Origin of the sequence: Phaeodactylibacter sp. (genome assembly GCF_022763345.1) — a bacterium.
In the GTDB taxonomy this organism is placed as follows: domain Bacteria; phylum Bacteroidota; class Bacteroidia; order Chitinophagales; family Saprospiraceae; genus Phaeodactylibacter.
Window position 1 is genome coordinate 1 of record NZ_JALEGS010000075.1, and the last position, 23,471, is coordinate 23,471.

A 23,471-nucleotide genomic window follows, 5' to 3' on the forward strand; every position below is an offset into this window, starting at 1 on the left:
GGCTTGACTACACGATCACGCCACAGCGCGACGGCGACTACCTCAATGGTGTGTCTACGTTCGACCTGGTACTGATCAGCAAGCACATCCTGGGCGTAGAGCCGCTGGACAGCCCGTACAAGCGTATTGCGGCGGATGCGAACAACTCCGGCAGCATTACCACGCTCGACCTGATACAGCTGCGCAAGCTGATCCTGTCGGTCAGCACGGAGCTGCCGAACAACACGAGCTGGCGCTTTGTGGAAGCAAGCTATGTGTTCCCTAATCCGGAGAACCCATGGCAGGAAGCCTTCCCAGAGGTGGTCAACATCAACAACCTGCCGGCAACGGGCATCCACGGAGCGGACTTCATCGCCGTGAAGATTGGTGATGTGAGCGGCGATGTAGTGGCCAATAGCTTCTCTGCGATCGACGAGCGGGGCTTTGATGGCCGCTTCCAGCTGGAAACGGCGGACGAAGCCCTGAAAGCGGGCAACGAGTACCGCATCCCATTCACTGCGCCACAGCTGGCCGCCATTGAAGGCTTCCAGGGCACGCTGGAGTTTGATGCGCAGGCACTGGAGCTGGTGGACATCCTGCCGGGCACCCTCACCGAGGGGCACTTCGGCCTGACACAGGCCGCACAGGGCCGGCTCGCGATGAGCTGGAACTGGGCCTCGGAAGCGGCGGTGCCAACGAACAGCAAAATGTTTACCCTGGTGCTGCGCGCCCGCACGGACATACAGCTGAGCGAAGCCCTGGGCATGAGCGATGCGGTGACCCCACGGGAGGCGTACGGCAATGCCGGCACGTTTGAGGATGTGGCCCTGAGCTTTGGCGAGGCTACCGAAAAAGGCATGTTTGCCCTTTACCAGAACCAGCCGAACCCATTCCGGGAAGAAACGGTGATCGGGTTTGAGCTGCCGGAGGCGGTGCCGGCAAGGGTGGTGATTTCCGATGTATCTGGCAGAGTGCTACAGGTTTACCCCGTTGATGGAGTCAAAGGGTACAATCAGATTAGTGTGAAAGCCGCAGATTTAGGGGTTCGGGGAATCGTTTCTTATACCGTCAAAACTAAAGACCACAGCGCAACCAAGCAGATGGTTGTCATAGAATAAGGAGTTTCAGGAAAACCTGGATAATTATCAGAGGCCGGGCATTCAATTGAGTGTCCGGTTTTTTATTTGTAATTGAAATTTTCAAATGCCTAAGGCTGATCGATGTTTTCAGACACCGGTCCATTTAGATTAGAGCAGGGCCGTCGGCGTGGCATGGTTCAAACCTTTGGTTTACTTTTGGGTTCTCTCCTAAAAAGCATGTTCCGCTCCTTCGTTTTTATTTTGGGCTTACAAATGTTAGGGACAGCAACCAGCACTGCCCAGTTAGATACACTGCTCACCACTGGCTTGGACTCTATGGTAGTGGTCCGTGCCACACGCCTGCCCATACCCGCTATCAGAACCCCCTACAGCATTCATCAACTGCAGGAAGCGGACTGGCAAAATGGGCGGCAGCACCTTTCGCTGGCCCCGGTGCTCCATCAGCTACCCGGTCTGCTTATCCTCAACCCCAATAACTTTGCGCAGGACCTTCGATTGTCTGTGCGGGGCTTTGGTGCCCGCTCCGCTTTTGGCATCCGCGGCATTCAGATCTGGGTGGACGGTCTTCCGGAGACCACGCCGGATGGGCAGGGGCAGGTCGATAACCTTGATGGGGGCATTTTGAACCAGGCCAGCTTGCTCAGTGGGCCGGCTTCGGGCATGTATGGCAATGCTGCTGGCGGCGTCATTCAGTTGCAAACGGAAGCCCCTCCGGAATCAGCGATGGCGGAAGCCCGGCTAAGTGCGGGCAGTTACGGTTTTCAACGGTATACGCTGAAGGGTGGTGGCCGGAGTGGAGCTTACAGTTGGCTGGCCTACGGCGCTCACACGCGGCAGGAAGGCTATCGTGAACACAGTCGGGTAGAAAACACCTTGCTCAATGGCCGGTTGCGTCGGCAGCTGGGCGATCGCGGTCAGGTAGAGCTGCTGCTGAATTATGTCAACAGCCCCATCGCACAGGACCCCGGTGGGTTGTCTGCCGATGCCTTGTCAGAAGACCGCCGTCAGGCCTGGGGGCGCAATCTCCTCTACGATGCAGGGGAATCCGTAGAGCAGGGTAGGGCAGGGCTGACCTTGGATTATGCCTTGGCAGAGGATTTGCAACTGGAAGCTTACGGCTTTGCGTTGTTCCGGGACTTTTCCAATCTGTTGCCTTTTGAAGGGGGAGGGGCAGTAGGTCTTTTCCGCCAATTTAGTGGACTGGGTGGGCGCTTGCGGCATAGCGGAACCTTGCTTGGGCAGCCCTGGCGTCAGGTATGGGGTGTGGATGCTCAGGCACAGCGCGATCAGCGGGAGCGCTTCGATAATCTTGAGGGAGAACGGGGCGATCTTGTCTTTAATCAGGACGAAGTATTCCGGAGCTTGGGCTTGTATACGGTGCAGGAATGGCAGCCGGTCAACCGTACCTGGCTAACCGCCGCATTGCGCTACGATGCTAATTTCCTGTCGGCAGAGGATGCGTTTTTGTCAGATGGGAATGACTCCGGTGACCGGTCTTACCAAAATTTCAGCCCTTCTGCCGGCATCAGCTATGACTATGCATCGGGCCATCATGTCTACTTCAATTACAGCTACAGTTTTGAAACGCCTACGCTTAGCGAGCTGTCGGCTAATCCGGGCGGGGCGCAGGGGTTTAACGAAGATTTACAGCCGCAACAGGCTCATAATTACGAGGCAGGGCTTAAGGGGCAGTTCGCCTCAGCGCTGGAATACCGGATGGCTGCCTTTTACATCCAACTGGAGCAGGAACGCCTGCCCTATGAGCTGAGCGATAGCCCGGGCCGCGTATTTTATCGCAATGCGGGGCGCTCCCGTCGGCGGGGTGTGGAGTCCTGGCTGCAATGGTCGCCATTCTCTAACTGGAAGGGGCGGCTTTCGTACACTTTTTCAGACTTTGTCTATCAGGACTATGAAGCGTCAGGGGTAGCGTTTGATGGGAATATCCTGCCGGGCATTCCACGCCACCTTTGGTCGGGCATGATCGCGTGGCAGTATTTGCCGAAAGGCAGTGTAACCCTGGAGGGGCGTTACCTGAGTGAATTGTTTGCCGATGACTCGAATATGGCAACAGCATCTGCTTTTCTGGAGCTCAACCTTCGGACGACCTACAGCTGGGCCTTTTCCTGGGGCGAACTACAAGCCTTTGGCGGCATCAATAATCTGCTGGATGCCCGGTATGTCAGTAACATTCGGCTGAATGCCTTCGGAGGGCGCTTTTTTGAGGCAGCACCCGGGCGGAATGTCTACCTGGGGCTGCAAGTTGGATTGCAGCGGGATAAGTCCTAGAGAAATATTCCGTACAGCACTGTATTGAAAATGGCCAGCAGGATGGCCAGGAAAAAGGCAGATTTGAAATTATCAATGTGAAACCCTTTTAGGAAGTAAGCTGCAATAAGCAGTAATGCACCATCCACCACAAAGCTAAAGAGCCCCAGGGTGAGGTAGCGCAGAGGCGTGGTGATAAAGTCCAGCACACCGCCCAGCGTAGCGTTCAGGATAGCCAGAACTATGGCCACCAGCATGGCCCGCACAAAGTCGTCAATGCGTACGCCACTCAGAAAATGGGCGCCAGCCATGAGTGCCAGCGCGTTGAGGATGAACTTCAGCGCCCAGTAAGTGGGTCCGTGGGCATCGAGCAAAAGCAATTCCATTACTGGTTGTTTTTCAGTTGTTCCTGTAAGTCTTTGATGGCCTGATCACGCTCTTTGATTTCGCGCTTGAGGCGGGCATTCTCCTTTTTCAGGGCTTCAATGCTTTCTGTGGCCGGCTTATCAGCAGGCTTTTCTTTGTGCTTGCGGTCTTGAGCGGGGGCTTCCTGTGGCTGTTCCGTGGCCTCCATACCGGTCAGCGATTTGAAATTGGCAATCGGGTCTTCCCCGTTGATGTAGGAGGCGCCGGCAAAGGCCAGTGGCACAATGATGATCATAGCGAGCATGAACCGGGCGAATGGTGTAACTTTTCTTCTTGGCATCGGTAGTATTCTGTATTGATTACGGTACAAAAGTACATCCTGAGCTGACGAGTTGCCAGATATTTCTACTTAATCCGGCATAAATGCGATATACGTCCTCTGGTCAGGCCCTAAATTGATCGTTCTTATTTAGGATGGGGGTATTAAAATGATATTTTTGTGCAAGGTGGGGGCATGCCCGCTCATCAAAAACTACTGCTATGCCAGAAGCTTTCATTTACGATGCCCTGCGCACGCCCCGTGGAAAGGGGAAAAGCAGCGGTGCGCTCTACGAAGTCAAGCCCGTCGAGTTGCTGTCGGCCACCCTGCAGGCCCTGCAAAGCCGCCACCCTGTTGATCCGACTCAACTGGACGATACCATCATCGGCTGTGTGACGCCCATTGACGATCAGGGCTATAACATCGCTCAGGCGGCACTGCTGCACAACGGCTGGGATACTTCAGGTGGAAGCCTACAGATCAACCGGTACTGCGCCTCCGGACTGGAAGCGGTCAATCTGGCGGCAATGAAAATCCGGTCAGGCTGGGGAAACCTGCTGCTGGCGGGCGGTGTGGAAAGTATGAGCCGTATACCTATGGGTACAGACGGTGGTGCCTTGCTCTTTGACCCTGAGGTGATGGCAGGAGCGCATTATCTGCCACAGGGCGTTGCGGCTGACCTTATTGCCACCCTGGAGGGGTTCTCCCGGGAAATGCTTGATGAATATGCCTATCAGTCTCAGCAGCGTGCCCGGCACGCCATGGAAGCCGGCTATTTTTCCAAATCACTGGTCCCTATTTACGATCGCAATGGCTTATTGATCCTGGACCGGGACGAGGCGGTCCGCCCGGAGGTGACGATGGACAAGCTCAGTCAGCTGAAGCCTGCCTTTGAGCACCTGGGGCAAATGGGGTTTGACGATATGGCCCTGGAGCGTTATCCGGTGCTGGAATCTGTCCAACATGCCCACACTGCGGGCAACTCCTCTGGGATAGTGGATGGAGCCGCACTGGTGCTTGTAGGAAGTGAGTCCGCAGGAAATGAAGCTGGGCTGAAGCCCCGGGCGAAGATCAGGGCTGCTGCGACCGTTAGCGTAGACCCTACCTTGATGCTGACCGGACCGGCACCTGCAGCTGAGAAAGTGCTTGGGCTGGCTGGGATGACGGTAAAGGATATAGACCTTTGGGAGTGCAATGAAGCCTTTGCTTCCGTAGTCCTGAAATTCCAGCGCGAGCTCAAAATACCTGACAGTAAGCTGAATGTCAACGGTGGCGCAATCGCTATGGGGCACCCGCTGGGCGCTACCGGTGCCATGCTGCTGGGGACTTTGCTCGATGAACTGGAGCGGCAAGATAAGCAAACCGGTTGCGTAACGCTCTGTGCAGGCGGAGGCATGGGGATTGCCACCATTATTGAGCGGGTTTAGCCATACCTGTTTTCCATGAATTAATGCTCAGTGCCAAATCAATAAGCTAATGATCTACTATAAAAAAGATACGGACCATATCGTCACCCTTACTCTTGATATGGCAGGACGGGAAACCAACATCATCAACCACGAAGTGACCCGTGCCTTTCTGCCGGTCATTGAGCATCTGCGGGCAGAAAAGCAGAAAGGTACTCTAAGGGGGGTGATCATTACCTCTGCCAAAAAGACCTTCTGTACAGGTGGTGACCTGGAGTACCTTTCCAAAACTGATGATCCGGAAGCCATTTTCCAATTGGCAGAGCAGCTAAAGACTACTTTCAGGGCGTTGGAAAACCCCGGGGTTCCAGTGGTAGCGGCGATTAATGGCTCGGCATTGGGCGCAGGTTTCGAATTGGCGCTGGCGTGCCACCACCGTATTGCCATTGACAAAAATACCACCCGTTTTGGGTTTCCGGAAGCCCAGTTGGGGCTGATTCCCGGAGGAGGAGGTATTACCCGGCTTACCTGGCTGCTGGGCGTTCGGAAAGCCTATCCCATTCTTACCGGTGGGCATCGTTACAATCCTCAGGAAGCTCTGCAACTGGAGCTGATCGATGAATTGGCGGTCAACGACCGGGAAATGAAGGAAAAAGCCAAAGCCTGGATCATGAATACCCGGGAGGCTCGCCGTCCGTGGGACCAGAAAGGAGCAACGATCCCGGGCGGCACCGCTCAGGATCCGGCGGTAGCCATCTTTCTGCGCAATGAATCGGCACGGCTGTTTGCTACTGGCGCCCACCGCCTGCCTGCTCAGCGTGCCCTGCTCAGTATTCTTTACGAAGGGTCAAAGGTAGATTTCGATACGGCCTGCCGCTTGGAAAGCCGGCATTTTACGAGCTTACTGCGTAGCAAGGAGACCAAAAACATGATCAAAGCCTTTTGGTCAGACCAGAACTTCATTAAAAACGGTGGTAACCGGCCTAAGGGGTTCGGGAAATTCCGCCCGCGCAAGGTGGGGATCATCGGTGCCGGGCGAATGGGGTCCGGCATAGCCTATGTGTGCCTGGACTACGGTATGGAGGTGGTGCTCAAGGACGTATCCAAGCCCATTGCCGAACGCGGGCGCGACTACGTCAGCAAACGGCTGGATCAAATGAAAGCCAGCGGGCGCAAGAAACCCGAAGAGTGTGAAGCCATGCTCAAGCGGATTCAGACCACAGAGTCTTCGGCTGATTTTGAAGACTGTGACCTGGTCATTGAGGCGGTCTTTGAAAACCGCATGGTCAAGCAAAAGGTCATGCGGGAGGCCGAGGAGTACATAGATGATTACAGCTTGTTTGGGACCAATACGATTTCAATCCCCATCACGAAACTGGCTCAGGGGTCACTCCGGCCAGCGAATTACATCGGGCTGCACTTTTTTCCACCTGCTGAAGAAGTGCCGCTGGTAGAGATTGTGAGGGGTGCGGAGACTTCAGACGAATCGGTGGCCCGGGCCTTTGATTTTGTGAGGGCGATCCGGAAGACACCAATTGTGGTGAAGGACGATTGGGGTTTCTTTGCAGCTAGGGTACAGAATACTTTTATTTTGGAAGGTATAACCATGCTGTCAGAAGGGTATGCCCCTGCCTTGATTGAGAATCTCGGTGTGCAGGCAGGTATGCCTAAGGGCGCACTTGCTCTGGCCGATAACCTGGGGCTGAACATGGTACTACGCTACGAAAACCAGGCCGCAGAGCACTATGGTTCGAAGTACATTCAGCACCCCGCTGTAGAGGTGCTCCGGGTTATGCTGGAGGAGCTGCAACGCCCGGGACAGCAGAAGCGGGCGGGTTTCTACAATTATCAGGGAGAGCGGCCCACCGGGCTTTGGAATGGCCTTGAGGAAGCATTTTCCAGTAAGAAGAAGCGGGCGAAGCATGAAGAGTTGATGGAACGTTTTCTCTTTGCACAGGTCCTTGAGGCGGTTTGGTGCATGCAGGAAAAGGTCATCCACTCGGTGCCTGCTGCCAATCTGGGCAGTATTTTTGGCTGGGGCTTTCCGGCTTTCAAGGGAGGGGTGATCCAGTACGTCAATGACTATGGTGTGGAAGCCTTTATCAAACGTTGTGGCGTCTTTAAAAAGAAATATGGGCAGCGCTTCAGTGTCCCCAGTAAACTGAAGTCTATTGTAAGCCGTTAAATCGCTGTGTCAGAGGCGATTTTGGGTAATGATACTAAAAAGGTACTGCCTTTGCCTGGCTGAGATCGAAGCTGAATGGTTCCCCCCAGGCGCTGGGTCACTTTTTTGCACATTGCCAGGCCGATCCCAGTCCCGCTGTACTGATCAGGTGGGTGTAGCCGCTGGAACATGTCAAATACCTTATCCTGAAATTCAGGAGCGATACCAATGCCATTGTCTTTGAAGCTGATTATCCATGATTCAGAATAAGATTGAGCTAAGACCTCAATGGTGGGGCGGTCTGTAGTATTGTATTTGATGGCATTGTCTAGTAGGTTCATGCAAAGTATAGACAGGAGGCTGGGCGAAGTCTGAACGGTCGGCAAATGATGCATTTTTACCTCAAATTGGTCACCGTAAGTTGCGCTCAGTTGTTCAATACAGCTGGTCACCAACTCGTTCAGGTTGGTAGATTCTGTCTTTTGAGCTTTGGTACTGTTGAGGCGGGAAAAGTCCAGGATGTCCTCCACCAGGGTATTCATCTGGTGAGCCCCTGCCTTTGCGTACCCGAAAAAAGTATGCAGGTCGTCGTATTTGCCCTTTTTCAAGTCGCGCTCCGCCAGGCCCAGAAAACTGGAGATATTCCGGATAGGCGTCTTCAGGTCATGAGAGGCGATGTAAGCGAACCGCTCCAGCTCAATATTTGCTTTTTGAAGTGCAGCGTTGGAGGCTTTCAGCGATTTCATTAGTTGTGCCTGTTCCGCTTCGTACTTTTGGTTTTCATGAAAAAAGTAGGTGATCATAAGGCTGACGGCAAGGGAGGTGCCGATAAAAGTAATAATGCTATCAAGGGGGTCTACCCTATCTGCTAGTGGAGGGCTGATCGAAAGTAGCGCAATACTGGATCCGGTAAAAAGCAAAAGGATGAATACAATAAGTGCAATGCGGACCGTCCACTTTTTGTGAAAAATAATTGCGGTGGTAATAAAAACGAACAAAGTATAGCCTCCTCCAATCGAAGGGCCATAGAGTAAAAGGACAGCTGTAAGAAGCAGAGGCAGGACAATATTCGCAGCATAGCGGGCCAGGTTGTGCAGTTTTAGATAGGACAGGACTAATTCTCCAACGAAAAACATCAGAATCGGGATCAGCACGGTTAGCTCAAAGCCCTTGAGTATAATATCTTTTACACCTACGAGTACGGCTGCACTGGCGCCCGCAAGATTGAGGCGGTTCAAAATGACGATTCGCGCCACTTCCATCCGGTTAAGGCCAGGTGTGACGCCCAGGGAGGATAACCAGGCATATAGATTAGACTTGTTGTACATAGTTGAAAATGTCAAATCAATTCTAAAGTACTACGCTTTTGGGTTTCACCCCACTTTCCGTATATCTTTTTACCGGAAACTTTCTGGCTGGGATTATTGAAGGCTGAATACAGAATTAGATATCCACGTTTCGGGTTTTTTCCAAAAAGAATTCTGTTTTCTAAACCTTTTTGAAGGTGCTTTGTCTCACTTTTATAATTTAGTGGTGCCTGTGTTGGCACTGCAAAAGATGCATTAGTAAACATGTCGGAGCACTACGATTACATCATCGCCGGGGCAGGTGCTGCTGGGTTGAGCCTCGCCTGTAATATGGTAGACGGGGCGCTGTCCGGCGCTCGAATTCTGCTCATAGATCAGGACCTGAAGCAAAGTAATGACCGAACTTGGTGTTATTGGTCTGACCAAGCGGATGACCTTGAGCATCTGGTGTATAAGTCCTGGTCTCATTTGTCTTTCCTGAACGAGGCACATCAACACGGTGGGGCACTTGGCAGTCTAACTTACAAAATGATCAGGGGTGAAGATTTTTATGAATATGCCTGGTCTAAGCTGCGCAATTTCCCAAATGTATCATTTAGACAGGAACGAGTACTCCACTACCATCCCACCGCAAATGGAGCCGGGGTCGTAACTAACCGGGCAACTTACACCGGAAGATTCATTTTTAACAGCTGCATGCTGCCAAAGCCAGACCCTGGGTCGCATTTTCTCCTTCAGCATTTCGCAGGCTGGTGGCTAGAGACCGAAACGCCTTCTTTTGATCCTCAACGAGGCTATTTGATGGACTTCCGTACCCCACAGAAGGGCAGTACCCGCTTTTTTTATCTACTCCCGATCGATGAGCGCCGGGCGTTAGTAGAGTTTACTGTTTTTTCTCCTTCCCGCCTTCAGCCATCCGAGTATCAGTCCGAATTGAAAACTTATGTTGAACAACTTTTAGGGATTTCGCATTACACCATCACGGAACACGAATCGGGAGCTATTCCCATGACGGACCAGATAATGCCAAAGCAGATGTACCCTAACGTGATCAACATCGGAACAGCAGGAGGAGCAGTCAAACCCACGACTGGCTACGCCTTCTCCAGAATCCGGCGGCAAGCGGCGCAAGTTTGCGCTCAGCTTGAGTCGGGGCAGTATCCGGACAGCAAGGTCAAAAGCCCCGGGCGTTTTCGGTTCTATGACCGGTTATTGCTCAATATTTTGCAAACCAGAGGCGGTTTAGGGAAAGGTATTTTTTCAAGCTTATTCCGCTACACGCCCATCGAGACGATATTCCGTTTCCTTGCTGAAGAAACAAAGCTGCAGCAGGAAGCAAAGATATTTTTACAATTGCCCGTCCCTACGTTCCTTAAAGCAGTTTGGCGCGTATTCGGTGCAGGGAAAGCAACCCCAAGGCAAAAGCTTGCTGACGCGACTGAAAAGCCACCGGTTGCATGGGCGATTCCTGTTCAGGATAAATTGCAGACGCCATGACATCAAGGTACCCCGTGCTTTATCGGTCTATTCAGGGGATTGCGCTGCTAACTGTGCTGGTGAGTGTGCTGGTGCCGGGTTGGCTGTCGAGTGTACAGCTTATTGTTGCGCTGGTTATGATTCTGCTGATCGGAATTCCTCACGGAGCAACGGATTACCTTATTTTTCAGCAGCTCTCCCGGCCACTCTGGGGAAGCCGCGAAATGACCCGTTTTTACATCAATTATATCCTGCTGATGGCTGCTTTTGCAGCATTATGGTGGATACTGCCGAAAGCAGCGTTGCTTGTATTCCTCGGTATCTCGGTTTATCATTTTGGTCAGTCCAATTGGAACTATGTAGCTTTTCGTTCCAAACTGGAAGCTGCGGGGACCCATTTTTTATGGGGAAGTTTTGTGCTGTTCGTGCCCATACTCTGGCATTACGAAACCGCTGCGCCGATCATTGGCAGCATAACCGGGGCGCCTGCTCCACAGATCAGCGGGGCATGGAGAGAAGCCGTTAGCATTATACTGCTGGTGCTGAACCTGTGGATTTGCGTTTACTATTTTGTGCAAAGCAGGGTTACGAGAAAAGAATTCATGGATGAAGTCGTCAATCTGTTTGCATTGGCACTTTTGCTTATCAATTTGCCATTGCTGCTCGGGTTTGCCATTTATTTTGTCTGTTGGCACTCTCTGAGTTCAATGATGGATCAGATCCGGTTTTTCCGGCGGCAGGCGCAGTCTTACAATTTGGCGCAGTACATTAAGAATGCACTACCCCTGAGCCTGGCAGCAATCGGAAGCCTGGGATTATTTGCTTTCGCACAAGTGAAAATGGACATTCCGCTCAACATCGGGATCGTGTTTGTGTTTATCTCCGTGGTTACACTGCCGCACATGATTTTGATTGATCAGCTGTACGAAGAAAGCAATGCTGTTTCGGCATTTAATTCCATGAACAAAGAGTTTTGAATCATTTGGTTCGGTGGATTGAAAATTTGACAAATTTTTAAACCATTTTTTTGCGGCGCTGTTAGTGCAGTGTCCTTTAACAGTTCTTTAACGTAATTCAATAAATCTAAATCATGGACGCATTAGTAAACATCCAACCCTTGCTGCTTGCGCAGCTTAAGTCCGGTGATTATGTAGGTTTTACCTTCTTCATCGGTTCAATGGCCATGGCAGCTGCCACGGTATTCTTTTTCTTCCAGTTTAGCCAGGTAAAAGGCAAGTGGAAAGACTCCATGCTGGTATCCGGCCTTATCACTTTCATTGCAGCGGTACATTACTTCTACATGAGAGACTTCTGGGCAACCAATCAGGCTTCTCCAACGGAGTTCCGCTACATCGACTGGATTCTGACTGTGCCTTTGATGTGTGTTGAGTTCTACCTCATCCTGCGCGCTTTCGGTGCAAAAGTCGGTCTGCTTTGGAAGATGATCTTCTATTCTCTGGTGATGCTGGTAGCTGGTTACCTCGGTGAGACGGTATTCCGCGATCAGTCTCCGCTGTGGGGCTTCATTTCTACTATCGGCTACGTCGGTATTCTCTATGAGGTGTGGTTTGGTTCTGCCAAGCGTTTGTCCTCAAACTCGAATGATCCAAAGCTGCAGAAAGGCTTCAATGCATTGGCATGGTTTGTCTTTGCCGGCTGGGCGATTTACCCGATTGGCTACATGACCATCGACACAGGCTGGCTGGCAGGTGTAATTCCTGGCGAGTCTATGGATATCATCTACAACATTGGAGATGCTGTAAACAAGATCGGCTTTGGTCTGGTGATCTACTCTTTGGCGATCTCCAAGTCAGCTGACGGTTCAGAAGACTCCGTTGGTGTGGGTGCAGGCAAAGCGACAACCAACGCTTAAGCACAAGATACGATTTGCATCAAAGAAAAAACCTGCACTCAGGTTTTCACCTAAGCGCAGGTCAATAATGCATTAGTAAACTATAACTGCAAAAGTAAGTTTTTTAGAGCACATCCGAAATCATAGGATGTCGGATGACGTTCAAAAACACTTACAATCGTATCTTTTCAAAAAGAAACTTAGGGGCACGGCACTTTTGCCGTTGCCCCTTTTGGTATTTATACGGTGTAATGAGAAATATTTTCTGAAGTCAACAAACGGTTTTAGTAGGGAATTGCCTAAAAATAGCGCCTAATCCCAACTTTTTTTCCTTTTCGCTCTTTCCTGAGTGGATCCTATACTAATCTATTTTAAATTGATGCCATGCGCAAAACCCTGAAGATTATTGGAATCGTATTCGCCGCGTTAATCCTGTTGGCCTTAGGAGCGGCCTGGCTGGTCAACGAGCCGCTTCCGGAAGGCACGGCTAATGTCGAAGCAGATGCATTGGCGCGCAAGATGCAGCAGGCGGTTAATGTGGAAGCCTGGAATAATACCCGATTTGTACGCTGGTCTTTTCCCGGCGGGCATGATTATGTGTGGGATAAGCAGGCGGGGCTGGTCCAGGTGAAATGGGGCGCGAATGAAGTACTGCTTCGTACCAACGGCCCTAGTGGCAAAGCCTGGGAAAACGAGCAGCTGCTGAAAGGGGAGGCTGCGGAAGCGGCAATTCAGGAAGCCTGGTCTTATTTTTGTAATGACTCCTTTTGGCTGAATGCACCGGCTAAAGTCTTCGACCCGGGCACTCAGCGGGCTCTGGTAGACCTGGAAGGTGGGAAAAAGGCACTGCTTGTTACCTATGAAAGCGGAGGCGTGACGCCCGGCGATGCTTATCTATGGCACCTTGGGGCAGATGGTAAGCCGGAACTTTATGAGATGTGGGTCTCAATTATCCCAATCGGCGGGCTGAATGCCACTTGGGAAAACTGGACAAAATTGTCTACCGGTGCGCAAATTGCTACCGCTCACAACCTAGGTATCTATGAGATGGAGCTGACAAATGTAAAGGGAGGCAATACCCTAAGTCAGATCGGTCTGGAATTTTACCCCTTTGAGGCGCTCGGACTAAGGCAGTAATTTGTTGGCCCGGCCAGGGGGAGGGCGCGCCAGGAGTTAAAATAGGTGGGGACGAAAAAAGTTAATCGATCAATGCCTTGAGCTCTGATTTAATAAATGCGCCCAGCTCACTGACGTATGACCTGGAAAAATTAAACTCAATGCCAGCGGCCTGATAGATTTCCCGGACATTTCGGGTATAGCCTAGTTTAAGGGCATTCAAGTAATCCTGTATGGCTGATTCGGGATCTTCCCGGTACCTTTTCCAAATAGCAATAGCGCCAAGTTGAGCCATACCGTATTCGATATAGTAGAAAGGCACTTCAAAAATGTGCAGTTGTTTATGCCAGAGGTGTTCCAGATAATGCTCCAGGCCAGAGTGGTCGATGGTTGGAGAATTAAAAGATTTCATGATTTGCATCCAGGCTTCCTGCCGGTCTTCCTGTTGGTGTTCAGGATGCGTGTATACCCAATGCTGAAATTTGTCAATCGTTGCGATCCAGGGCAATACCTTTAGTACATATTCCAGTTGATTGATTTTTGCCCTCCGAAGTTCTTCCGGGTCTTCGAAAAAGACATCCCAGTGCTCCATGGTCAGCAGCTCCATGCTCATCGCTGCTAACTCTGCCACCTCAGAAGGCACGCGTTTAGCAGTCTTGAGTTTGTAGTGGTTGGTAAGCCTGCTGTGTACGGCATGCCCCGCTTCGTGCATCAGGGTGCGCATATCGCTCAGGGAGGTCGTTGCATTCATAAAGATGAATGGGATGCCAGTCAGGTGTAGCGGCATATTGTAACCTCCGGGGCGTTTGCCTGGGCGGGAATCCAAATCAAGATGGCCCAGCTCACTCATGATTTCGAGGGTTTGCCCAAACTCTGGGTGAACCTTATAGAGGCAAGTGGTCGATTTCTTCACCAGCTCTTCTATCGTCTGGAAAGGGCGAAGGGGCTGGTCGCCGGTAGGATCCACGAACAGGTCCCAGGGGCGAAGTTGTTGCAGCTGCAGGGTTTCTTTCCTGTATTGGTTGAGCTCATCAACGAGTGGGACAATCTCTGTTTGAATAGAGTGGTGAAAATCTTCACAGTCCCGGACTTCATAGTCAAAACGGCCAAGTGCTTTGAACTTAAAGTCCCTGAAGTTTTCAAACTCTGCATTCTTCGCCATCTGGTGCCGCATATCTTTGAGGGTATCAAAGAGGTCATCCAGAGGCGCTGTTTCTTCGAGCAGACGGGCGTGGATTTTGTGGTACACTTCCTCGCGATAGGTCCGGCTGGGCTCTTCGAGGAGAGAAGAAGCCTTTTGCAGGGTCATTTGCTTGCCATCCACTCCTATGGTCATTTCGGAGAAGATCTTAACGTACTCTTTGGATTTCAGTTGAATTTCAGTAGCCAGAGGGATATTTTCCTCCCGGAACAGGTTTACGGCATTGCGGATACTACGCAAGTGGATGAGGTATTGTCCGTCCTTTAGTTGCGTAATGTAGGGGCAGTTGACCAGTTTTTCATTGAGTTCGTTCTCAAGCGCAGTGATTTTAGGTGCCAGCTCCTGCACTGCATATTGATACAGGGATTCGGCTTTATCATCGGTGCTATCTACAGTAATTTTAATATAACGCCACGAAAAAGCTTCACTGACCACCGCGTCCAGTTCGCTCTTATCTTTTAGCCATTGTTCAAGTTCCTGTTTGGTATGGATCTGCCGTTTGAGCAAATCCCGATAGTAAGGCTGAAGCCTGGACCAGGTCGTCACTTTGAACTCCTTAGGCACAAATGCGCTTTCATGTTCTTGCAGAACAGTAGCCGTCTTGGTCATGAGAATCATGATTTAAGGGTGCCGCGATTATCTACAGTTATACGGGCACGCAACGGGAATGTAAATTCTCTCACAGTTGGTTGGTCCCCCGGGAACCACGAATCGTGAAATCTTCCCTTCAATGATCGAATGTTGTACCGGGGGGCACATTATATAAGAGGGTTTACGCTACTTACTGCTAATTGTTACCCAATCGGAGGAATTTGTTTGGGAAAAGCGCCGAAGAAAAAAAGGAGGTAGATGAGCTGGCACGGAAGCAAAGACATAGGGCGCTTAAGAGGGGAGGGGCGTCCGTGCCAGCTTGGTGCCGGGTTATTCTTCTTCGTCACTTTCTGCTGAATCGCTCAGCATTCCCGCTTCATCGAGGTAGTTAAACCACTTAATTACCTTTTTGATATCGCCGTTGAAGACCCGGTCACGGTCATAGGTCGGCAATACCTCAGCGAAGTATTCATGTAGTTCCTCAGATTTGGCAGAAGCAGCAGGGGGCGGATTATCCTCCTGTTGCTGTTTCATGTTTCGGAACACTTTCTTTAGCTCCATGGAATCCCCGTCATCCGTAAAGATGGAGATAGACTCCAGGGGGGTAAATTGGTGTTTCCGTGAAGACGCAAACCGGCGCTTGCCCGATTGTACATCTTCTATGATTAAGCCGTTACTGCGGTTGGCTGCCATTCGGTAGATGCCGGATAAGCCGCTTACCGCTATGAGTTGTTCTAAATTCATAAATTACGTGTCTCCTTATTTATTCAAGGCTGCAAATTTAACAACAAAAACGTGAATTGCTTAACCTAAAGAACTTGTTCTTTTCCGGAGATCACTACTGAAGGGGGGGGATGGGAGGCTATTCAGCATTGAGGGTAGCACAACAAAGCTACGGATTAATTCCAGTGGACACAATTATTGGCCGTATTTATTGGGATATTTGGACTAAGTCGTTGGTTTTACTGGCAGTGTGTTGATTGCGGCAGGCTTTGGCCCTGATCGAACGCTAACCTGAAAATATCAGGTTATTCTTCCTCTTCCCGCTTAGCGAGCTGCCGAAGCTGGCTCGGGAGCAGGCTGATTTTCCCTTTGCTGAACCGTTCCAGGCTCAGTGCCGTAACAATATACAACTCTGTAATACCAGGGACGGGCATGAAAATCAGGCTAAAGAATGGCAAAAACCTGGGCAGGTCTTTGAGTTGCTCCATAGCGGCCTTTATCTCCTGTTCAGATGGCAGCGGGGTATCTCCATTAGGCCGGAACTTCCTGCGCAACAAACGGCTAAGTGTGATGGCCATTTCACGGGTTTCCACGGCTTCCATCTTTGCTGCCCGGCCCAGTTTAAGTGTGTTTTCCGCTACGGCTTCCCACACCAGGTACATCCCGGCTTTGCGGGCTTTGTAGAACCGTAGCTGCTCGCCGTACTGAAACAGGAACAGGCCAAGGTTGGCTTTACTGCTGATCAGGTCATCTTCGGTAAGGCGGAGCCTGAAGGCCAGCTCCTCCAGGAGGTGGGTCTCCTGCAGATCAATTTCAGCATCAGCATACACGCCCATTAGTGCAATATCCAGCAGGAAGCGCCGCCCGGCCCAATGGAGGTTCTCCGGAACCTGTATGTCCCAGGCAGAAGGGCCTGAACGAATGAGGTTGCGAATGGCATGCTGCTCCCCCGGTGTCAGGATACGGGCGGATTTCCGGAATTGGCGGAGCAGGAATTTTTCCTGGCGCGTCACCTCCCAGTCGGCATGTACGGCTGCAGCAATAACCTTGAGCGTTAAAATCTTCAGGGCTTTCAGTTCTGATTGTAAAGCTGCTGCCCATTCAGCAGAGGGTTCCCCGCGAAGCTGCCTTTCGTAATACCGTTGAAAGCCGTAAATATCCCAAAATAAGTGGCTGTTAATGCCGCTGCGGCGAAAATCAAAATAACTGCGTTTGTACTGTACCCGTTCAAAGAGAATTTCCTCGACAAAGTTGTGCATTTGCCCGGTGCCCAGTCCGTGCAGCTGTTGGTAATATTGGCGCAGTGTACGCCCAAACCTCGCTACCAATTCCTTATATGCCTGCCCGGCAGGCTGCCCCTCGATAAGAAAGGCGGTGTAAAATAACGTATCAAGCAGAATGAATTTCGCTAAATCGGGGCGTTTCAGCCGCTGTATACGGTCATCTGTAGCCTCGAACGGGTAGGCAACGGGGAAACCAAAAGAAATCCCGGAGCGCTGCATGCATTGGTAAAGCGGGTGGTGAAGGCTTTCAAACCGCTCTCCATGCTGTCTGAGCGCCTCAGGCAGATCAACCGGTACTTTGGGCGTCAGCGGTTGGTCCTGACGGTAGGCCAGGTATTGTTCCAGCCAGCTCTTTGATTTAAAATTCAGCATGCCGTTGGGTAATGGCGAAAAATGTTTCCGTGCTTAAGATAAGGCCCGTAAGTTAGCACCTTCAAAATTATTCGCTCTATGAACTATTCTGCTCTGCCAAAAGTAGAGTTGCACCTACATCTGGACTGCTCAGTCAGCTATCCGGTGGCCCATCAGCTAAAGCCTGGGTTAACCAAGCAGGTCTTTGAGGAGGAGTTTATTGCCCCGCCCAAATGCAAAGACCTGGCTGATTTTCTAAAGCGGGCCATAAAGGGCTTCGAGCTGTTGCAGTCCCGTGAAGCACTGCGCATGGCTACGCTGGACTTGCTGGAATCCCTGGAGTCAGAAGAGGTCATTTATGCCGAGATCCGGTTCGCACCGCTATTGCATACGCAGCAGGGGCTGTCGCCTGAGGCAGTGGTGGAAACCGTACTTGAAGCCCTAAAAGAGGGGCAGCCGGGGAAAAGTATCCACACTGGCCTTATTCTCTGTACGCTTCGGCGATTTGGTGAGGCTCAGAGCATGGAGACTGCCCGTTTGGCTGCACGCTACCATGGTCAGGGCGTGGTGGGCTTTGATATTGCCGGGGACGAAGCCAATTATGAACTGGCACCACATATCTCCGCTTTCCAGTACGTGTACGAAAAAGGCATTCCGGCTACGGCTCACGCCGGGGAGGCCCGGGGCCCGGAAAGTGTGCGCGAGTCTATGCAGCATCTTCACCTGAGCCGGATCGGGCATGGTGTCCGCATCACCGAAGACCTCAGGTTGATGGAGGAAGTCCGGTCCGCAGGGCTGCACCTGGAAATTTGCCCCACGAGCAATATTCAAACCGATATTTACCCGGCTATGCCCGACCATGCAATCCACCAATTATTACAGGAGGGCTTCCCGCTCAGTATCAATACCGATGGCCGCACGCTTGTTAACGTTTCACTCAGTGAGGAATACCGGCGGATCGGGCACGCCTTTCATTGGTCGCCCGATCAGTACCGGGCAACCTTAGAAGCTGCCATTAATGCTGCATTTACAACGGAAACTATGAAATGCGGGCTGCGCAGGCAAATCCGTGAAGCATGGGGTGGCGGTTCATAATTGATCCGCTACGGTTCAGGGCCCGATATCTACGGCTGATCAGAAAGAGGTGGCGAAAAGAGGAGCAGGCGTGCACCTTTGTACCATCACTCACCAATAACCTTATCTGATCATGACTCGATTTTTCTTGCTTCCGATACTCTTACTAATTGCAGGGACCCTTTTGGCACAGCCGGTGCAAACCATTAAAGGGACCGTCACGGACCAACAATCTGAAATGCCTATCATTGGCGCAACAATTGAAGTGTTGAGCGTTGAGCCTTCCAAAGGTACCGCTACCGATTTTGACGGGCGCTTCGCCATTGAAGGCGTTCCGGTAGGGCGGCATCAGCTGCGCATTTCCTACCTGGGCTACGAAACCGTGACCATTCCCAACGTCCTGGTGACAGCGGGTAAGCAAACTGCCCTTAACCTCAGCCTGCAGGAATCCATCGTCCAAATGGATGAGGTGGTGGTTACTGCAAAGGTGGACAAAGGCAAAGCCCAAAACGAAATGGCGACCATTAGTGCCCGCTCTTTCAATCCCGAAGAAGTCACCCGATTTTCCGGTGGGCGCAACGACGTGGCCCGCCTTGCAGGCAGTTTTGCCGGGGTAGCTGTAGCTGATGACAGCCGTAACGACATCGTCATCCGGGGGAACTCGCCTACGGGCGTGCTTTGGCGCCTCAACGGCATCCCCATTCCCAACCCGAACCACTTTTCTACTTTGGGTACTACCGGTGGGCCGGTCAGTGCACTAAACCCCAACCTGCTCAAGACCTCCGACTTCCTGACTTCAGCCTTCCCGGCCGAGTATGGTAATGCCCTTGGCGGCGTCTTTGATGTGGGCTTCCGCAATGGCAACCGCGATGAGCACGAGTACATGTTCCAGCTGGCGGCCTTCAGCGGGGTAGAAGCGATGGCAGAGGGGCCGTTGTCCAAAGCCAAGAACAGTTCTTACCTGGTGAGCTATCGCCACTCCTTTGTTGGGCTGGCGGACCAAGCTGGAATCCCGGTCGGTACTAATGCCACGCCCAACTACCGCGACCTGAGCTTCAACCTGGATTTCGCCAATGGCAAAGCTGGAAAGTTCACCCTGTTTGGCATCGGCGCGACCAGCGATATTGACTTCCTCGGCGATGAAATTGATGAAACAGACCTTTTCGCCAGCCCGAATGAAGATGCATATGCCGATTCTCAACTGGGCATCATCGGTTTGCGCCACAACCTTATCGTTGGTGAGAATGCTTACATCCGCACTGTGGTATCCGCTTCCACCGCACGCACCGGTTTTGAACAGGACAACTTCCTTGATGACGGAGAACGCAAGCTACGGGTCACCGAAGTAAGCGACGTGACCAATACCCTGGCTGTATCTTCTTATCTGAATAAAAAGTTTAACGCCCGCTTTACCCTGCGCACAGGTATTGTAGCAGAAAACTATCAGCTTGATACCCGGGTAGATGATCGGGATGACCGCCCGGACCTTGATGCGGATGGTGAGCCAGACTGGGTAGTGGTGCGGGATTTTGAAGGCAGTATGACATTGATGCAGGCCTTTGCACAAGGGGTTTACCGCTTCAATGACAATCTCTCGCTGCAGGCGGGTGTGCATGCTCAATATCTCGACATCAATGAAACCTCGGCTCTAGAGCCCCGGGCCACCCTAAACTGGCAGGTGCACCCCAAGCACGCCTTTAGCCTGGGCTACGGCCTGCACCATCAAATGCAGCCGCTGCCGGTCTTCTTCTTCACAGAAACAGACCCTGCCACCGGCGAGCTTGTGCGGTCTAACGAAAGCCTGGATTTCACCCGTAGCAACCACTTTGTACTGGGCTACGACTGGAGCATCGCCCCTAGCTGGCGGGCCAAGGTGGAAACGTACTATCAGGCCATCAGCGATGTGCCGGTACAGCCTTTTGCGAGCAGCTTTTCCATGCTCAACGCTGGTGCAGACTTTGTTTTCCCGGAGACCGGACGTCTCGTAAATGAAGGCACAGGTACCAACTATGGCCTGGAGCTTACGCTGGAAAAATTCTTCAGCAATGGTTACTACGGCTTGCTGACCGCTTCTTTCTTCGACTCGAAGTATGAGGGCAGTGACGAAATCGAACGCAATACCGCTTTCAACAACGGATATGTAGTCAACTTCCTGGCAGGCAAGGAGTTCAAAATAGGCAAGGATAAGCGCAACGCCCTAACCTTTGACATGCGCCTGAGCAATGCCGGTGGCCGTTACTACACGCCAGTTGACCTGGAAGCTTCAAGAGCTAGCGGTGTGGAGGTCCTGCAGGAAGAACTGGCATTCAGTGAGCGCTTTGACCCTTACTTCCGCCTCGACCTGAAGTTTGGCTACCAGCTTAACAGTAAGAATAAGCGGTTGTCCCAGCAGTTCTTTATCGACTTTCAGAACATCACCAACAATGAAAATATCTTTGATTTGCGCTACAATCCTGAGACCAACAACGTTGACCGGGTACTGCAATCCGGGTTTTTCCCAGACGTTATGTACCGCTTGCAGTTTTAAAACTGGTAACTTTAGCAACTCTTGATTATCTTAGGAGTGGGCAAAAATAACGGTTCCAATTTTTTAAACGCTTTTGCCTTGAAAAGTCCTAAAATCTGCCCCAGGGTTGGTTTTGGGACTTTTCAAGGCAAAACCAAATTAGAACCGTTGTTTTTAGGCAAGCCCTTACCCACCGAAGTTGGGTTATTTCCAGCTCCGGTATTTTAATATCTAAGCCATGAAGCACCAAATGACAGTTAAGCAAGCCATAGGAATAGACGATCGGCTTTTGATGTGGATTGGGATTCCGGTGCTTAGTTTTTTTATTCCATTGCTGCTGTTTAATGGCACATTAGAGAATGGCCTGCTTCGGTATTTGCCAAAGTGGGGCATTTCGTTTATGTACACAGTAGCTTATTGGGTGGTTAGCCGTCAGATTTTCATTTACTTCCGCAGGCGCTACACTGGTGCTAATCAGACTACCATACGGCTCATCTATACCGGTATTGCCCTGCTTGTAGGATTTACATTAGTTAATGTAGTGCTTTGGAAGATTTGCCAACCTATCCTGGCCATGGTACCCGAGCAAAACGCGAAGGACACAGATATGATCGCTGGTTCTTTGCTCATTGTTGCGCTGGTCGGTACGATTTATGAGTCTATTTATCTCTACCAAAACTGGAGGCGCACTTTGCTGGAGACCGAGCAGCTGCGCCGGGAGCAAGTCGAATCCCAACTGGAGGGCCTGAAGAATCAGGTGAACCCGCACTTCCTCTTCAACAGTCTCAATACCCTGACTTACCTTATTCCGGAGGACCATGAAAAGGCCGTACAGTTTGTGCAGAAGCTTTCAAGGGTGTACCGTTACATTTTGGAAATGAAAGACAAAAAGCTGGTCACCCTCGCGGAAGAGCTGAAATTTTTACACGCTTATGTATTTTTGGTCAAGGAGCGATTTGGCGAAAACCTGCAGGTGGAACTGGACGTGCCGGAGTCCGCCAAATCCATGCAGGTGGTGCCCCTGTCGCTGCAAATCTTGTTTGAAAATGCGATCAAGCACAACGTTATTGCTCAGGGGAAGCCCTTAAATGTGGCGGTTAGAGTTGAAGGCGGCAACCTGGTGGTGGTCAATAAGCTTCAGCCCAAGGCACAGGTGATGCCTGGTACCGGTACCGGTCTGGCCAACGTGAAAAACCGCTACCGGTACTTCACAAATGACCCGGTGTCGATCTCGGCCGATGACGGGGTTTTTGAAGTCCGACTGCCAATGCTTCAGGTCTGATGGTTTTTCCGTAATTTCGTGGTTTCTGGAAAAAAAGCGGAGCAGAGCGCTCCCGGAAAATACCTGAAGTTATGATTTCAAAAAACATGGAAAATGCCCTCAACGAACAGATCGTCCTGGAGGGCTACGCTTCTCAGTTGTACTTGTCTATGGCATCGTGGTGTGATGCACAGGGGCTGGAAGGTTGCGCACAGTTTATGCACCGTCAGTCTGAGGAAGAGCGCATGCACATGCTGAAAATCTTTCACTACCTCAGTGAAGTGGACGCTTTCGCGAAAACACCGGGCATCGATCAGCCGCCTCACGAGTTTGAGTCTATACGTGTGCTGTTTGAGCAGGTGTACACACATGAGCAAAAGGTAACCGCTTCTATTCATAAACTGCTCAAGATTGGTTATGACGAAAACGACCACACCACGCTCAACTTCCTGCAGTGGTACGTGGAAGAGCAGCGCGAGGAAGAAGCCCTGATGCGCACCATTTTGGACCGCATCAAGCTTATCGGTGATGGGCCGCAAAGCCTCTACTACATCGACAAAGAGGTGCAGCAGGTCAATGCACAAGCGGAAGCTGCCGAAGCCGCTGAGGAATAATTCAAAACCGGTTTCCCGCATGGAAGAGCGAATTCTGGACTACTTTGGTCATTTTGATGAGGATAGCCGTATCGTTGCGGCGAAGCACTTTTTCAGAGTATCAGAAGCCCATCTCTATGCGGCCCGACTGCGGGAAGCCGGTATTCCCCACTATATTTCCAATGCCAACATCATGACCGCCCTTCCCCTGGGAGGTGGAGGTGAAATCGGTCTGCATGTCCGCGCTAAGGACCTGGAAGAAGCCACACGCATCATTGCCCGCCTGGATTTCCAAAAACAACAATCTGCGGACCCCGATTTCCGTGATGCCGACCTGGACGACATTGAATATCAACGCCAACTTAGCGAAACTTCTAAAGCGGACCGATTACATCCCTACTGGTACTGGGCCCTTGTCCTGATTGCCCTGCTTGTGGTATTGAGAGCCTATCTGCGTGCATCTGGGGCGGTGAACCGGTGGTGGGATTTCTTTTGAAATTGGGTACATTGTTTTATTTGCATTATATTGAAGAAATTT

General features: G+C 51.3%; 19 protein-coding genes. 13 read left to right on the forward strand and 6 right to left on the reverse strand.

Annotated features, from left to right (window positions below):
* The coding region (locus MRY86_RS20400) for a T9SS type A sorting domain-containing protein (RefSeq protein WP_293567077.1) at positions 1 to 1,097 on the forward strand (1,097 nt) is incomplete at its 5' end.
* A gap of 198 nt (positions 1,098 to 1,295) precedes the next feature.
* Complete coding sequence (locus MRY86_RS20405) at positions 1,296 to 3,365, forward strand: TonB-dependent receptor (RefSeq protein WP_293567078.1); 2,070 nt, start codon at positions 1,296 to 1,298, stop codon at positions 3,363 to 3,365.
* On the opposite strand, the gene MRY86_RS20410 is transcribed toward MRY86_RS20405, so the two are convergent.
* Positions 3,362 to 3,730: a phage holin family protein gene (locus MRY86_RS20410; protein ID WP_293567079.1), complete on the reverse strand. Its 369-nt coding sequence runs from the start codon at positions 3,728 to 3,730 to the stop codon at positions 3,362 to 3,364. The two genes, MRY86_RS20405 and MRY86_RS20410, sit on opposite strands and share 4 nt — an antisense overlap.
* Positions 3,730 to 4,050 (reverse strand): hypothetical protein, encoded by a 321-nt coding sequence (locus tag MRY86_RS20415; RefSeq protein WP_293567080.1) that lies wholly within the window; start codon positions 4,048 to 4,050, stop codon positions 3,730 to 3,732. The genes MRY86_RS20410 and MRY86_RS20415 overlap by 1 nt, the downstream gene beginning before the upstream one ends.
* A 200-nt stretch (positions 4,051 to 4,250) precedes the next feature.
* Between MRY86_RS20415 and MRY86_RS20420 the strand changes: the two genes are divergently transcribed.
* Together MRY86_RS20420 and MRY86_RS20425 are read left to right on the forward strand one after the other, a co-directional pair.
* On the forward strand, positions 4,251 to 5,456 hold the full coding sequence (locus MRY86_RS20420) for an acetyl-CoA C-acetyltransferase (RefSeq protein WP_293567081.1): 1,206 nt from the start codon (positions 4,251 to 4,253) through the stop codon (positions 5,454 to 5,456).
* A 49-nt stretch (positions 5,457 to 5,505) separates the two neighbouring features.
* Entirely contained in the window at positions 5,506 to 7,620 is a 2,115-nt protein-coding gene (locus MRY86_RS20425) for a 3-hydroxyacyl-CoA dehydrogenase NAD-binding domain-containing protein (protein WP_293567082.1), read from the forward strand.
* Here MRY86_RS20425 and MRY86_RS20430 read toward each other — a convergent pair.
* Complete coding sequence (locus MRY86_RS20430) at positions 7,617 to 8,927, reverse strand: ATP-binding protein (protein ID WP_293571856.1); 1,311 nt, start codon at positions 8,925 to 8,927, stop codon at positions 7,617 to 7,619. The genes MRY86_RS20425 and MRY86_RS20430 overlap by 4 nt on opposite strands.
* A gap of 243 nt (positions 8,928 to 9,170) precedes the next feature.
* Here MRY86_RS20430 and MRY86_RS20435 point away from each other — a divergent pair, with 243 nt between their 5' ends.
* The 4 genes from MRY86_RS20435 to MRY86_RS20450 all read left to right on the forward strand — a co-directional run bounded on the left by MRY86_RS20435 (position 9,171) and on the right by MRY86_RS20450 (position 13,371).
* Positions 9,171 to 10,403 carry a lycopene cyclase family protein gene (locus tag MRY86_RS20435; RefSeq protein ID WP_293563389.1) on the forward strand — a complete coding sequence of 411 codons (1,233 nt, stop codon included), beginning with the start codon at positions 9,171 to 9,173 and terminating at the stop codon, positions 10,401 to 10,403.
* A complete protein-coding gene (locus MRY86_RS20440) occupies positions 10,400 to 11,359 on the forward strand; it encodes a Brp/Blh family beta-carotene 15,15'-dioxygenase (RefSeq protein ID WP_293563388.1) in 960 nt (319 codons plus the stop codon). The genes MRY86_RS20435 and MRY86_RS20440 overlap by 4 nt, the downstream gene beginning before the upstream one ends.
* Positions 11,360 to 11,472: 113 nt before the next feature.
* On the forward strand, positions 11,473 to 12,255 hold the full coding sequence (locus MRY86_RS20445; RefSeq protein WP_293563387.1) for a bacteriorhodopsin-like: 783 nt from the start codon (positions 11,473 to 11,475) through the stop codon (positions 12,253 to 12,255).
* A 363-nt stretch (positions 12,256 to 12,618) separates the two neighbouring features.
* Positions 12,619 to 13,371, forward strand: a complete 753-nt coding sequence (locus tag MRY86_RS20450) for a hypothetical protein (RefSeq protein ID WP_293563386.1) — start codon at positions 12,619 to 12,621, stop codon at positions 13,369 to 13,371.
* A gap of 61 nt (positions 13,372 to 13,432) precedes the next feature.
* Here the strand turns inward: MRY86_RS20450 and MRY86_RS20455 are convergent, their stop codons facing one another.
* From MRY86_RS20455 to MRY86_RS20465, 3 genes are all read right to left on the reverse strand, one after another.
* Complete coding sequence (locus MRY86_RS20455) at positions 13,433 to 15,160, reverse strand: M3 family oligoendopeptidase (RefSeq protein WP_293563385.1); 1,728 nt, start codon at positions 15,158 to 15,160, stop codon at positions 13,433 to 13,435.
* Positions 15,161 to 15,472: 312 nt separating this feature from the next.
* A complete protein-coding gene (locus MRY86_RS20460) occupies positions 15,473 to 15,886 on the reverse strand; it encodes a DUF5606 domain-containing protein (RefSeq protein ID WP_293563384.1) in 414 nt (137 codons plus the stop codon).
* Between the two features lie 284 nt (positions 15,887 to 16,170).
* Positions 16,171 to 17,520, reverse strand: a complete 1,350-nt coding sequence (locus tag MRY86_RS20465) for a hypothetical protein (RefSeq protein WP_293567412.1) — start codon at positions 17,518 to 17,520, stop codon at positions 16,171 to 16,173.
* A 78-nt stretch (positions 17,521 to 17,598) separates the two neighbouring features.
* Between MRY86_RS20465 and add the strand changes: the two genes are divergently transcribed.
* From add to MRY86_RS20490, 5 genes are all read left to right on the forward strand, one after another.
* Complete coding sequence (add, locus tag MRY86_RS20470; RefSeq protein ID WP_293567415.1) at positions 17,599 to 18,594, forward strand: adenosine deaminase; 996 nt, start codon at positions 17,599 to 17,601, stop codon at positions 18,592 to 18,594.
* A 112-nt stretch (positions 18,595 to 18,706) separates the two neighbouring features.
* Positions 18,707 to 21,100 (forward strand): TonB-dependent receptor, encoded by a 2,394-nt coding sequence (locus tag MRY86_RS20475; protein ID WP_293567417.1) that lies wholly within the window; start codon positions 18,707 to 18,709, stop codon positions 21,098 to 21,100.
* A gap of 217 nt (positions 21,101 to 21,317) precedes the next feature.
* Entirely contained in the window at positions 21,318 to 22,361 is a 1,044-nt protein-coding gene (locus MRY86_RS20480) for a histidine kinase (RefSeq protein WP_293567419.1), read from the forward strand.
* Between the two features lie 71 nt (positions 22,362 to 22,432).
* On the forward strand, positions 22,433 to 22,954 hold the full coding sequence (locus MRY86_RS20485; RefSeq protein ID WP_293567421.1) for a ferritin: 522 nt from the start codon (positions 22,433 to 22,435) through the stop codon (positions 22,952 to 22,954).
* A gap of 19 nt (positions 22,955 to 22,973) precedes the next feature.
* Positions 22,974 to 23,429, forward strand: a complete 456-nt coding sequence (locus MRY86_RS20490; RefSeq protein ID WP_293567424.1) for a DUF2007 domain-containing protein — start codon at positions 22,974 to 22,976, stop codon at positions 23,427 to 23,429.
* The last annotated feature ends 42 nt before the right edge of the window (positions 23,430 to 23,471 follow it).